The sequence below is a fragment of the Bacillus sp. RO2 genome (assembly GCF_012911845.1).
Classification (GTDB): domain Bacteria; phylum Bacillota; class Bacilli; order Bacillales; family Bacillaceae_I; genus Sutcliffiella_A.
In genome coordinates this window covers 70,728-84,723 of the sequence record NZ_JAAXCU010000032.1, presented here as the reverse complement: position 1 = coordinate 84,723, position 13,996 = coordinate 70,728, and the positions used below count along the sequence as shown (strand labels likewise).

Genomic DNA, 13,996 nt, shown 5'->3' with positions numbered 1-13,996 from the left:
AAAATGAATGGTGGACTATTACGGTTACGTGAAGCATTATCAACAATCAATCCCGCGGAGAAAAATGCCGCAACTTTCATACTCGAACACCCTGAGGAAGTTTGCACTTTATCAGTGAAAGAATTGGCTGACAAGAGTAATTCCAGTCAAGCAGCCATCATCAGACTTTGTAAGAAAATTGGTCTGGATGGGTACAAAGAATTAAAACTTCGTATTGCAGGAGATGTTACAAGCATCTCGTCCAACACCCAAGAAGCCTATCATGAGTTTAAATATAACGCAGATATTCCAACTTTTATGAAAACCATTACCGAAAACAATATTAAATCTTTACGCGACACGTTGGAACTACTTGATAAAGAGGAAGTAACCAGAGCCGTTCAGTTGTTACATAAAGCACATCGAATAGACTTCTACGGAGTGGCTGCATCACAGTTAATCGCTCAGGATGCTCAACAGAAATTTATGCGAATTAATAAGCTGTGTACAGCGTACAGTGATTCCCACCTGCAACTTACATCTGCTACAACCATGACCAAAGGGGATGTAGCTGTTGGGATATCTTATTCAGGAGAGACAACACAGACAATTGAGGCAATCAGAGAAGCAAAGAAGGCCGGGGCATTAACAATCGCCATTACGAAATATGGTATAAATTCTTTGAAGGAGCTTTCTGATATTTCTTTATCCATCTCTTCCATGGAATCTTCCATTCGAAGTGCGGCTACTTCTTCTAGAATCTCGCAATTGAATGTAATAGACATACTATTCACAGCAGTAGCAGCGATTGACTTCGAGCAATCGGTCGAATATCTGAAAAAATCCAGAGAGACAATCAATAACATTTACAGATAATAAGAGATGCATAAAAAAGGTGATGGTGATGATGGGATTAGAAAATTTACAAGATTTAGTGACGGAACAACAAAACTTGAAAACATTGAAGATAGATCGTAAGTCTACCGAAGAAATCCTTGGAGTCATCAATGAGGAAGACCAAACAGTACCACTTCATATAAAAAGGGAAATCCCAAGCATTGCTGCGGTGGTGGATCAAGTGGTGAAATCCTTTGAAATGGGCGGAAGACTCTTTTATGTTGGCGCAGGAACGTCGGGTAGAATCGGAATCTTGGATGCCTCCGAGTGCCCCCCAACTTTTGGAACCCCTTCAGAAATGGTGAAGGCAATCATTGCTGGTGGGGAATCGGCAATTTTTAAAGCAGTGGAGGGTGCTGAAGATAGTGAAGAACTTGGAGCTTCCGACATGCAAAATAACGGGGTAAGGCTTCATGATGTGGTCATAGGCATTACGGCGAGTGGAAGAGCTCCTTATGTAATAGGTGCCCTAAAGGAAGCCAAAAAGCTCGGTGCCAATACGGTTTCCTTCACTTGCACAAAGGATTCTGCCCTTAATAAAGTAGCAGATTACAAGATTAATATAGAGGTTGGCCCAGAAGTTATCACAGGTTCTACAAGAATGAAAGCTGGTACCACGCAGAAGCTGGTTTTGAATATGATCACAACCACTTCGATGGTGAAACTAGGGAAAGTATACAACAACTTAATGGTAGATGTTCAACCGTTAAATAAAAAACTGGTAGATCGCGCAAAAAGAATTATTCAAAACGTGACTGGCTGCACATTTGATGAGGCTAGTGAGCTCTTTGATCAATCAGAAGGCAATCCGAAAATCGCTATTATCATTTTTACCTGTCAAGTCGACAAGGACAAGGCGGCAGAACTACTGAAGGACGCAAATGGATTCGTTTATAAGGCTATTAAGGCTTATAATAAATAAAAATTATCAAGGGGGAATTGGTTGTGAAAAGGGGTTTAAGTTTAATGATGGTCTTGTTGCTTGTAGCTGCCGTAGTTCTTGGCTGCTCCAACAATTCATCGACTTCATCAGATGGAAAAGACGTTGTAACAGTTTGGACATATCCGGTTCATGCAGAATATGAAGCGGAACTAGAAGAGTTAATTGCTTCATTTGAAAAAGAAAATGAAGATATTAAAGTAGAGTATGAAGTGCTAAGCTGGGCGGAAGGTCCACAGAAGTTTGATATAGCTTTGAACTCTGGTAATCCACCGGATGTTTATTTTGGAAAACCACAAGGTAAATATGTGGATTCCGGTTTAATTGTAAACCTTAATGACAAATTGAATGTTTCTCCAGATGATTATAATGAAGTTGCTTTGGATTATATGAAAATTGAAGACAATCTGTATGGTTTGCCAATTTATATGTTCTTGCATGTATGGGGCGGAAACAAACAAATGCTAGAAGCAGCTGGCGTTGATTATGAAAAGATTCAACAAGAAGGCTGGACTTGGGATGAATTTGAAGAGCTAGCATCTAAAGGTATTGGGAAAAAAGACTCTGGTGAAGATACTTACGGATTTGTATTCCAAGGAAATAACGAAGAGCTTCTTGTTCATTTAGCGATGAACAATGGTCTTCCAAGCCGTTATAATGCGGATGGAACGACTTGGAATGACGATAAAATCTTAGACACAATGAAGTATATTACCAACTTAGTTGATTCTGGGATCATGCCAAAAGAAACGGCAGCAGTTGACCCTGCAAAACGTATGGAACTTTTCTATAACCACCAAGCAATGTTCTTTGGTCGCGCTATCCCTTATTTTGACCCGGTAGTAGAAGCTCATAATGAAGAAATCAAAGCAGGGAAAATTGAAGGGGAAGAAGTAGATTTCGTTCTATTACCAATCCCTCATAACGAAGGGGAAGAGCAAGTATCATTTGGTGGATCTGAAGGATACATGTTATTCACACAAAAGAATGCGAAAGAAGAACACTTGAATAATAGCGTAAAAGTATTAGAGCATCTAACAAGTTCAGAAGCTGGTAAAGCAGCAGCAGCATTGGCGTTGCCACAAGTTCATAAAGATGCAGAAGGCAAGTTTGAAATGCCATTAGCTCCTTATAATGAAACGGCTGCAGAAGTTTTAGCTTCTAAAGTTTTACCACCTGCAAATGCAAATGCTGAAATGGCAGCAAAAGATGATCGCTTCCGTACAGAGGTAGTCATCCCAACATTCCAAGGTCTACTAAGCGGTGAATTGACACCTGAAGAGGCGTTAGAAACGTTTAAGACCAAGGGTGAGGAAATCTTTAAGTAAGGAAGAAGAAAAAGAGGAGGGGGTAACGCTCTTCCTCTTTTATTTTCAAGGAGGTGTAGACATGTCAGCGAAGCCAGCAGTAGCCGCAACTACCAACAAATTTAATTTCTCCCAGTTTATAAAAGATTATGGATGGTGTTATGCCTTCATAGCTGTTCCTATCATTCTCTTTTTAATGTTTACACTCTTTCCAGTAGGTTACGCCTTTATTATGAGTTTTCAAAACTATCATGTATTAGGCTCCACTTGGGTAGGGTTGGAAAACTATCAAACAATGGTAAACGATGATATCTTCTGGAAAGCGATGAAGAACACATTCATTTTTACGGTTGGTACCGTACCTGTGAATGTAGCCATCACCCTATTTTTAGCAGTGTTAATCTTTCCTCGTGCAAAAAAAGCTCAAACCTTCTTTAAAGCATCGTTATATCTTCCAACGGTAGCTTCAGGGGTAACTATTGCATTAGTATGGTTCTGGATTTATGATCCGACCACTGCGGGACTTTTTAATATGTTTTTAGGTCTTTTTGGTATCGATAACATCATGTGGCTCGGGCAGAGTAGTACAGCACTATTTTCTATCATGCTAATGTCTTATCTGACAGGACATGGCGCCGGTATTATTCTTTACCTAGCAGCACTTGGAGGAATTCCAAAATCGCTTTATGAGGCAGCAGACATCGACCATGCATCCGAGTGGTCCAAATTTCGAAATATCACTTGGCCATTACTGAAGCCTACCACTTTATATCTTTTAGTAACGGGAATCATCATGAGTTTCCAAGTGTTCATGAGCATCTATCTTATGACTCAAGGTGGTCCGAACTTTGCGACAACGACCATTGCCTATTTAATTTACACACATGCATTTGAATATTATAAATTCGGCTTGGCGGCTGCGGAATCATTTGTGCTTGGAGCAGTGATTATTGTGGCTTCTGTCATCCAATTTAAAGTGATGTCATCTGACGTAGAGTTTTAGGAAAGGAGGAAACATCTTTTGGAAACGACAACGGTAAGCAATCAACAATATGCAGAAATCGCTTTGAAAAAAGAAAAAGCAAGAAATCGCAAAAAGAAGATTTATAGTGTAATCAGTTATAGCATTCTTATTTTATGGGTAATTATCACAATCATCCCCTTATACTGGATGTTAATATCCTCCTTCCGGGATACCACTGTCAGTGTCTCCTTTAAACCTGAATGGTTCCCTTCCGAAGTGACACTTGCGACGTATGTTCGATTTTTGACAGAAACGGATGCATTACGTTGGTTATTTAATAGCATTTTCGTATCTTCCGTGTTAACGATAACCAATGTTATCTTCTCTTCACTTGCAGGTTATGCATTTGCAAAACTGCGGTTTCCGGGAAGAAACACTATTTTCTGGTTACTGCTTGGTACGATGATGATTCCAGCTCAGGTTACATTAATTCCTGTTTATATCATGATTGTAAACGTGTTCGGGCTAGTAGATACATATTTAGCCATTATGCTCCCGATGTTTACAGTAGTGGGCAACATCTTTTTGATGAAACAATACATGTCTACACTTCCTACCACTCTCATTCAAGCAGCCCGTATTGATGGGTGCAGTGAGATTGGCATATTCAGAAAGATTATTTTGCCGATATCAAAGCCCGGTGTGGCTGTGTTAGCGATCTTCACGTTTGTGTCTACTTGGAATGAATTCTTTTGGCCGTTCCTTGTTACACAATCGAGTTCCATGAGAACCATACAAGTTGGTTTGGCGAGCTTTAAATTCCAAGATGCAACAGACTATGGAGCAATGATGGCAGGCTCCATGCTTGCGGCCCTGCCAATGTTTATATTGTTCTTTGCATTACAACGTTACTTCCTTCAAGGAATTACAATAGGTGCAGTGAAAGGATAGGTGGAAGAAATGGCAAGTATCATTATGGAAAACATCACAAAAACCTTCGTGGACGAAAAGCGTGGCGGAACCTTCACTGCTGTTAATGATGCCAGCTTTGAGATAAAAGATAAAGAGTTTCTTGTATTTGTAGGACCTTCGGGTTGTGGAAAGACGACTTCTTTACGAATGATAGCAGGTCTAGAAAGACAAACATCAGGAAACATCTACATTGGAGATAAAGTAGTAAACAATATGCACCCAAAAGATAGAGATATCGCGATGGTGTTCCAGGATTATGCGCTATACCCGCATATGACCATTGAACAGAACCTTGAATTTGGATTGAAAAACATGAAGGTTTCCAAAGATGAAATAAAAAAGAAGGTTCAATATGCTTCAAGAATTCTTGGGCTTGATGAGATGCTTGATAGAAAACCAAAAGAATTGAGTGGGGGACAACGACAACGTGTGGCTGTAGGTAGAGCCATCGTCCGCGACCCGAAAGTCTTCCTTTTTGATGAACCTTTATCTAACTTGGATGCCAAGTTACGTGTGCAAATGCGTATTGAACTTGCTGAATTGCATCAGAGATTAGGAGCGACAATTGTATATGTAACGCATGATCAGGTGGAAGCAATGACACTTGGAGAACGAATTGTTGTCATGAATAAAGGGGAAGTCCAACAGATAGCATCACCAAGAGAGTTATACCGCAACCCTGCAAACATGTTTGTTGCGGGATTCATCGGTTCTCCACCAATGAACTTTTTTGATGGAGTACTTGAAACGGCATCTACCTTAAGGATTGGTGATATTACCTTCACTATTCCAGAAGGACTTGTTAAACAATATAAAGACTATATTGGCAAAGAAGTTATTCTAGGATTACGTCCAGAAGATATTTATGACGAAGAGTTTGCGTTTACCGTTCCAACTAATAATAAAGCGGCTATAAAGGTTAAGGCGATGGAACATTTAGGCGGAGAAAACCTTGTTTACTTCTCTATTGGAGACCGAATGATTACCGCGAAAGTAAATGGGGAAAGTTTCGTTCGTCCTGGAGAAGCTAAAAATTATGTATTCAACCTAGATAAAATGCATCTGTTTGATCCAACAACAGAGAAAAGAATATTTTAATCGAAAAGACAACAAAGAAAAGAGTTTAAAGGAGAGAGTGCAATGGATGGATTAACACAAATTATAAGAGTCACAGGGAGAGAATATTACAAGCATATAGTTTCTATGGTCATGATCAGCCTTATAATGGTGACGGTACTTAGTCCATCCTTCTTTCTTATTAAACTACCTTTTTCCATTGTATACGTCATGATTGTAATGGGGCCTTTGTTTGTGGGGGCTGCCTGGGCTGTTCAACAGTTATTGCTTGATAGAAGCACATCTGTTATCAAAAGTTTTTTTCAGGGGGTAATAAGATACTTTCTTCCAAGTATCGGCTATAGCTTGTTTTTATCCTTTTTCGTCATCATCATTGCAGCTTCCTGGTGGCATTACAATCAAGCGGGTGGAACCTTTTCCTTTGCATTAGCGTGCTTTCAGACTTATTTCTGCGGCATGGTTTTCTTAAGTCAGATCTATACGGTTCCTTTAGTGGTGAAATTTGAGTATTCATTAAAAGATAGTATCTTCACCAGTGTGAAACTTTTGGTGAAGAATCCTTTGTACACCATCCTATCGTTCTTTCAAATCTTATCGGTATTTGCTTTATTGTTATTAACCGTCGTGGGACTTTTTCTAATTTTCCCAGCTCTTGCGACTCTTTTTAATAACATCGTAACAAGTTCCGTCATTGCTACAGAAGAAAACATCGATAGTTGGGAAACGGTAAATATTTAGGAGGGGAATATGGCCAAAGTCTTTTATGGAATTGATTGTTTTGTAGAAGAAAACTCAGGGGCTTGGAGCGGGAAAAGAATTGCTCTTGTAACAAATCAAACAGGGATTACTTCTGATTTCCGGTCTACTATCGATGTGTTGAAAGAGATGGAAGGAGTATCTCTTCATAAACTATTTGCGTGTGAACATGGAGTAAGAGGAGATGTTCAGGCAGGTGTGCATATAGAAGATTTTATAGATGAGAAGACAGCATTGCCTGTTTTTAGCTTATATGGCCCATCCAAAAAGGTATCTACAGAGTTGTTGGAAAATGTAGATGCCATTTTTTTTGATATTCAAGATGTTGGAGTAAGATTTTATACATACTTGGCTACCGTTAAGTACATCATGGAGGCTTGTCATAAGACTGGGACGGCATTTGTGGTACTGGACCGTCCAAATCCAATTGCGCCGCTCATCTCAGGAAATATCATAGAGTCAGACTTTGTATCCTTTGTAGGCCCGTATTCCCTGCCAATATGCACTGGCATAACTATTGGGGAATATGCAAGGCTCATACAAAAGGAGTTATATCCGGAGGTTGAGTTGCATGTGTATGAGGTGAAGAATTGGGATCGGAGCATGTGGGGAGATCAATGGGAGCAGCAATGGATCCCGCCATCTCCAAATATTCCGCACTTCTCCACCACGTTGGCCTATCCCATTACATGCTTTATCGAAGGGACGAACCTTTCAGAAGGAAGAGGCACGACCAAACCTTTTGAGTGGATTGGTGCACCTTGGTTTAAACCGGAAGAGATGATTAAGCATTTTTTAGATAAAAATATTGATGGTGTGGAACTTATTCCAACGTATTTTACACCAAACATGAGTAAACATGCTGGTGCGCTATGTAAGGGAGTTCAACTCTTGATTACGGAACGGGACTCCTTACAAGTTTTCCAAATAGCATTTGAATTCTTGCATTCTATCTTTTCCGTTCATGAAGAGGCAGAGTGGTTAGAACCTTTTAAAGAAGGCATGCATCCTTTTGCTGACCTATTGTGGGGAACAGAAAAAGTCCGGAAGGGAATCGACGCCCTTTTGCCGTATGAGGTTGTAGGAGAAAGCTGGGAAAAAGGATTAGAAGACTGGAAGAAACGAATAGATTCCATATTACTTTATAAATGATAGAGGAGGACTTGGAATGAAGACAATTCACGAGATGACTTTGCGGGAAAAAGTTGGTCAATTGTTTGTTGCGGGCTTTCACGGTACTTCACCTTCTGAGGAAATAGTAAAACTAATAAAGGATTATCATGTTAGCGGAGTTATTTATTTTGCTCGTAATGTGGAAGAGCCTAAACAGGTTCATGCGCTGTCAAAAGGATTGCAGAGAGCTGCAAAGGATGCGGGAGCAGTTCCACTGTTCATTTCCATCGACCAGGAGGGAGGAATGGTTGCCCGTATAACAGAAGGTGTGACGTTAAACCCTGGCAACATGGCACTTGGCGCAGGACGTGATGAAGAGACAGTTTACCAGCTAGGAAAAATAGTAGGGGCGGAACTTCGCATGCTGGGGATAAATATGAATTATGCCCCATGCATCGATGTAAACAACAACCCTTTAAATCCTGTCATCGGGGTTCGTTCTTATGGCGAGAGTGCAGAGTTTGTTGCCAAGATGGGGGTACAGGCGGTGAATGGATTGCAGGATGCCAATGTATCTGCAGTTGTTAAACATTTTCCGGGTCATGGAGATACTAGCGTGGATTCTCATTTAGACCTTCCTGTGGTAGGACATGACATTAAGCGATTAAAAGAAATAGAATTGGTTCCATTTTATGAAACATTTAAGCATGAAGTGGATGCTGTCATGGTTGCGCACGTTGCCTTTCCTTCCATTGATCCAGAGAAAGTTCCTTCTACTCTATCTCGTCCTGTTGTAACAGGGTTGTTGCGAAAGGAAATGGGTTTTAACGGAGTCGTCATGACAGATTGCATGGAGATGAATGCCATTATTGATTATTATGGCATGGAAGAAGCAGCTATCCTGGCAGTCGAAGCAGGTATCGATCAAGTCCTTATCAGTCATACGTTTGAGCGGCAAAAAAGAGCGATTGAAGCGGTTATAGAAGCAGTGGAATCAGGCCGGATCTCCTTGCAGCATATTGACGCTGCGGTGAAGAGGGTTCTTAATCTTAAGGAAATACGTAAGCTTCAGGAAGACATTCCTGAATGGACAGAGATTAGTAGTGAAATTGGATCTAGGAAACATTTAGAGATTGCTCAAAAGGCTAGTGAAGCAAGCATTACTCTGGTGAAAGAAAGTAAAGGACTACTTCCTCTTCAATCTGAAGAAAAGATTCTCTTTATATCTGTAGATCCCTATGTCACTTCAGGAGCAGATGAAACCTTATATTCACAGGTCACGATTGGTAGCTGCTTAGAGGAAAAGTTACCAAATTTAACTGAAGTCATCATTTCTGTCACACCTGAGGAAGAAGAAGTGGAGAAGTTAGTCATTGCAGCTTCTCATGTGGATAAAATATTTGTGGCTACTTACCAAGCCATTCAGCACAATTCACAGGCAAAACTTGTTCAAAGACTTGTAAACGAATTTGGAAAAAAGGTAGGAGTCATCGCTTTACGGAGTCCATATGATGTGGAAAAGTTCCCAGAGGTATCCACCTATATTATTACGTATGAAAGCAGAAAGCTTGCCCTTCAATCTGTTGGCAAATTCCTATTGGGAGAGATAGAAGCAAAAGGGAAGCTGCCTATCACCCTTGGAACAGCACCGGTAAATTAATTATGCTTAACAAATTATTAAACGTTACAAGTAAACCAGAACGGATTGGAATTGGCATTATGTCTGGAACGTCTGTAGATGGCGTCGATGTGGCGATTGTATCTGTAAAAGGTAGCGGTGAAAAGTTGACGTATCGCCAACTTGCCTTTGATACGGTGGAAATCCCACAAGCATTGAGACGGAAGATTTTTAATCAGTTTAACCTTGTAGAAAGCTCTGTGGATAAACTGTGCAGTCTTAATTTTGAACTTGGCCAGCTTTTTGCTTTAGCCGCTCGCTCTGTTGTGGAAAATGCAGGCTTGCGCATGGAGGATATTGACTTCATTGGATCACATGGTCAAACAATCTATCATATACCTGTGGATCAGAGTGATTTGGGCTTAGTAAAATCGACCATGCAGATAGGAGAAGCATCCGTTCTGGCAGAGATGTTCCAATGTCCTGTCGTTTCTGATTTCAGGGTACGCGATATGGCGGTCGGTGGGGAAGGTGCACCATTAGTTCCATATGTTGATCATCTTCTTTTTAGGTCTGATACCGAGAATATCGCCTTGCAAAACATCGGTGGTATTGGAAATGTAACCTATTTGCCCAGAGGCGGCTCTGCCTCTGATGTGATTGCCTTTGATACGGGGCCGGGGAATATGATTATGGATGAGGCGATGAACATCCTAACTCAGGGGAAATTTCTGTTTGATGAAAATGGTGAGATGGCAGCGGAAGGGACGGTTCATCATGAAATTTTAAAAGAATTGATGGCTCATCCTTACTTTACGTTGCCTGTACCTAAAAGTACGGGCAGGGAATTGTTCGGGGCAGCTTTTACTAGGAAGCTAGTTGATAGAATGGTTGAGATGGGGCTTTCTTCAGCTGACATTTTGGCAACGGTCACGATGTTTACTGCTCTGACAATTGTAGATCAGACAGAACGATTCTTGCCAGGTGAGATTGATACACTTGTGGTGAGTGGTGGTGGGGCTTATAATGCAACCCTGCTTGGTTTCTTGAAGGAGTTAGGTAGTTTTGCGGTGAAGACGCAAGAGGATCTTGGTTTTTCCAGCGAATCTAAAGAGGCGGTGGCTTTTGCTTTATTGGCAAATGAGACGATGTTTGGGCTGCCTAATAATGTACCAAGTGCTACTGGTGCGGCCAAGCAGGTGGTGCTCGGGAAGTTGACGATTTGAAAAGCTGAGGCGGTTTCTCCTTTCTTAAAGACCTCTTTAGCGTGAAAATTGAAAGGAAGAGGTCTTCCCTCTCTCCGATGCCAGAAATCCTTGGTTCAATGTGGCTTTGTCATCGATGACGGTCACCGATGCCAGAAATCCCTGGTTCACTATGATTTTGTCATCGATGACGCTTACCGATACCAGAAATCCCTGGTTCATTGTGGTTTTGTCATCGATGACGCTCTTCAATGCCAGCAATCCCTGATTCACTATAGTTTCGTCATCCAAGTTTTAAAACAAAACCACTATTACCTGAAATTTCACGATTTCCGAAATTACTTGTTTCCTTTTAGTTGCCCCTCCAAACCCTCTAACAAAAAGTCCGCTATATGAACTGCTCGTAGCACCCCTGTCAATCCTTCTCGCTCTATTCCAAGCTTCATCTGCAGCAGACATCCCGGATTTGCAGTTACAATGGTCGTTGCCATAGTTTCTGCTACTTTCTCCATTTTATTGTCCAATATCTGCATGGACATTTCCGATTCTACGAAGTTGTAGATTCCCGCCGAGCCGCAGCAACGGTCAGCATCTTTCATTTCATAAAAGTCTGCACCAACAACTGCCTGCAATAGCATCCTTGGCTGAAGAAAGGTTCCCTGTACATTTCGAAGATGGCAGGAATCCTGATAGGTGACCCGTTGCGGTCGCACCGATAAATTTTTCTCATGAAACTTCAATTCTACTAAAATTGCGGACATGTCTTTGATTTTCTTTTTAAAGGTATGCGCGCGCTCCGCCCACTCGGGATCGTCTTTTAACAGATGGTCATAGTCGATAAGGAAGGCCCCGCAGCCCCCTGCATTGGTGATGATATAGTCAACATCGAGACCTTCAAATGCAGCAATATTCTGCTTTGCTAGCTCCTTGCCTCTATTTTTCTCCCCGCTATGGCCGTGTAGCGCTCCACAACAATTTTGAGAGGGTGGTATGACAATCTCACAACCTGCATGCTGGAGCAGTTTCATTGTGGCATCATTTGTTTTAAGAAACATCGTATCCATCAGGCAACCGGAAAAGAAAGCCACTCGTTTCTTCTGCGCTTGAAGCGCTGGAAGGTGAGAAGGGCGATTTTTCATTTCCTTCATAGTGGGAACTTTTGGGAGGACGCGCTCCATGCTTGACATGCTTTCAGGTAACAACTTTAGCAATCCTGTATGATGTACAGCGCTTTGAAGTCCAGAACGCTGATAGATTCCGAGAAAATTTGTCATCATCCTCATGCGATTTTGGTGTGGAAACAGCCCTTCAAAAATAGTTTTTCGGAGGACACGAATCGGAAGCGAGTGTTTTTTATTCTGATTAATGATGTCGCGTGCCTCCTCGAGAAGGTGGCCATATTTTACTCCTGAAGGACACACAGGCTCACAAGCTCTGCAGCCTAAACAAAGATCAAGAGTGCGTTCCACATCTTCATCAGGTTCTATCACACCATCTACCACCGCTTTCATTAAAGCAATTCGTCCCCGTGGGGAGTGAGATTCTTTAAAACCTGACTCCACATAGGTAGGACAGGAAGGAAGGCAGAATCCACAACGCATACAATTTAGCAATTCATCCTCGTCCATGCGACTTTTAAATTCGGCTTGAATGACTTGTTTTTCTTTTACTGAGGTCATCTGGATACCACCACCCGTTTTCTGGATTCCTTGGCAAAAACCTTGCCTGGATTCATGATGTTATTCGGGTCGAATGCCAGTTTAATAGCCTTCATGGCTGCTATACCTTCCTCGCCGAGCTTCCATTCTAGATAGGGTGCTTTCATCATTCCAACTCCGTGCTCTCCGGTGATGGTTCCGCCAAGTTCAATTGCCTTTGCAAAAATGTCTTCAAATGCCGCTTCGACCCGTTCCATTTCTGCGTGGTCCCGAGCGTCCGTTGCTACTGTAGGGTGGAGGTTACCGTCTCCTGCATGGCCGAATGTACAGATCTTTACCTGATGTTTTACGGCAATCTCATTAATTGCTTTTACCATCGTGGCAATTTCCGAGCGAGGGACTGTTGCGTCCTCGAGTATTGTCGTAGGCTTGAGTCTAGCAAGTGCTGAAAGAGCAGAGCGACGTGCGGTTCGTAATGCTTCTGCTTCCGTCTCCGTTTTAGCAACCTGAACCGAAACAGCCTTCTCTGCCAGACAAATTTCCTGTATTTTTTGCATATCTCTTGCTACTACTTCAAGCGGGCCGTCTTGTTCGATGAGAAGAACTGCCTGTACGTCTGTAGGTAGCCCGATTTTAGCAAAATCCTCGACCACCTCAAGGGTGGGCTGATCCAAAAATTCTAGTGTGGAAGGAATGATTTTATTGGAAATGATGGTGGAAACCGTTTTGGCTGCAGCCTCTATATCATGATAGAGGGCAAGCATGGTTTGTTTTGTTTCCGGCATGGGAACAAGTTTCAATGTGGCTTCTGTAATAATGCAAAGCGTTCCCTCTGAACCAACAAATAGTCTAGTAAGGTCATAACCTGCAACATCTTTCGCAAGTTTGCCACCTGTCCTGATGACATCGCCATTAGGCATGACAGCCTCCAGTGCAAGAACATAGTCACGCGTTACCCCGTATTTTAATCCGCGTAATCCACCTGAATTCTCGTTAATGTTGCCACCAATCGTGGATATTTTCATGGAGCTTGGATCTGGCGGATAAAATAACCCCTTTGCTTCAACAGCTTGAATCATATCAAGGGTTACAAGGCCAGGCTGAACGGTAACAGTCAAGTTCTCTTCATCCAACTCAAGTAGCTTGTTCATGTGAGTGAAAAGGACGACGATACCGCCTTCTGTTGGACAGGTTCCTGCACAGAGGTTGGTCCCAGAACCTCTTGGGACAAGCGGAATGCGATGCTCGTTGCACAGTTTCACAATGTTAGAGACATCTTCAGTGTTGCGGGGAACGATGATAGCATCAGGCATAGCTTGATAGTTTGGTGTAGCATCATAGGAATAAACAAGTTTTTCTGAAGGGCTGTCCTGATAGTTATACGGGCCGACAATATTAATAAATTGCTTTTTTAACAGTTCACTAATCATAAAAAAACCTCCCAGTCTATAAAACATCTTTTCTTTATTTTATAAAAAGGAAGGGAGGGGCACTATGTATGATTAACTAA

General features: G+C 41.7%; 12 protein-coding genes. 10 read left to right on the top strand and 2 right to left on the bottom strand.

Annotation, left to right across the window (positions count from 1 at the left end; all coding sequences use genetic code 11):
* Positions 1-3: 3 nt before the first annotated feature.
* The 10 genes from HF078_RS07660 to HF078_RS07615 all read left to right on the top strand — a co-directional run bounded on the left by HF078_RS07660 (position 4) and on the right by HF078_RS07615 (position 10,849).
* On the top strand, positions 4-855 hold the full coding sequence (locus HF078_RS07660; protein WP_169290596.1) for a MurR/RpiR family transcriptional regulator: 852 nt from the start codon (positions 4-6) through the stop codon (positions 853-855).
* A 31-nt stretch (positions 856-886) separates the two neighbouring features.
* Positions 887-1,798: an N-acetylmuramic acid 6-phosphate etherase gene (gene murQ / locus HF078_RS07655; protein ID WP_169290628.1), complete on the top strand. Its 912-nt coding sequence runs from the start codon at positions 887-889 to the stop codon at positions 1,796-1,798.
* Between the two features lie 23 nt (positions 1,799-1,821).
* The gene (locus HF078_RS07650; RefSeq protein ID WP_346775320.1) at positions 1,822-3,144 is read left to right on the top strand and encodes an ABC transporter substrate-binding protein; all 1,323 of its coding nucleotides are present in this window, start codon (positions 1,822-1,824) and stop codon (positions 3,142-3,144) included.
* A 61-nt stretch (positions 3,145-3,205) separates the two neighbouring features.
* Positions 3,206-4,126: a carbohydrate ABC transporter permease gene (locus HF078_RS07645; RefSeq protein WP_169290595.1), complete on the top strand. Its 921-nt coding sequence runs from the start codon at positions 3,206-3,208 to the stop codon at positions 4,124-4,126.
* An 18-nt stretch (positions 4,127-4,144) separates the two neighbouring features.
* Positions 4,145-5,038, top strand: coding sequence for a carbohydrate ABC transporter permease (locus tag HF078_RS07640; RefSeq protein WP_240951699.1), 894 nt, complete (start codon positions 4,145-4,147; stop codon positions 5,036-5,038).
* Between the two features lie 9 nt (positions 5,039-5,047).
* Complete coding sequence (locus HF078_RS07635) at positions 5,048-6,157, top strand: ABC transporter ATP-binding protein (RefSeq protein WP_169290594.1); 1,110 nt, start codon at positions 5,048-5,050, stop codon at positions 6,155-6,157.
* A gap of 42 nt (positions 6,158-6,199) precedes the next feature.
* Positions 6,200-6,874: a hypothetical protein gene (locus HF078_RS07630; RefSeq protein ID WP_169290593.1), complete on the top strand. Its 675-nt coding sequence runs from the start codon at positions 6,200-6,202 to the stop codon at positions 6,872-6,874.
* A 9-nt stretch (positions 6,875-6,883) separates the two neighbouring features.
* Positions 6,884-8,044, top strand: a complete 1,161-nt coding sequence (locus HF078_RS07625; RefSeq protein ID WP_169290592.1) for an exo-beta-N-acetylmuramidase NamZ family protein — start codon at positions 6,884-6,886, stop codon at positions 8,042-8,044.
* 16 nt (positions 8,045-8,060) lie between these two features.
* Entirely contained in the window at positions 8,061-9,665 is a 1,605-nt protein-coding gene (locus HF078_RS07620; RefSeq protein ID WP_240951698.1) for a glycoside hydrolase family 3 protein, read from the top strand.
* Between the two features lie 2 nt (positions 9,666-9,667).
* Positions 9,668-10,849, top strand: coding sequence for an anhydro-N-acetylmuramic acid kinase (locus tag HF078_RS07615; RefSeq protein WP_169290591.1), 1,182 nt, complete (start codon positions 9,668-9,670; stop codon positions 10,847-10,849).
* A 317-nt stretch (positions 10,850-11,166) separates the two neighbouring features.
* Here the strand turns inward: HF078_RS07615 and HF078_RS07610 are convergent, their stop codons facing one another.
* Positions 11,167-12,507, bottom strand: a complete 1,341-nt coding sequence (locus HF078_RS07610) for a (Fe-S)-binding protein (protein ID WP_169290590.1) — start codon at positions 12,505-12,507, stop codon at positions 11,167-11,169.
* Positions 12,504-13,916 carry a glycolate oxidase subunit GlcD gene (gene glcD / locus HF078_RS07605; RefSeq protein WP_169290589.1) on the bottom strand — a complete coding sequence of 471 codons (1,413 nt, stop codon included), beginning with the start codon at positions 13,914-13,916 and terminating at the stop codon, positions 12,504-12,506. Before glcD ends, HF078_RS07610 begins: the two co-directional genes overlap by 4 nt.
* Positions 13,917-13,996 lie beyond the last annotated feature (80 nt).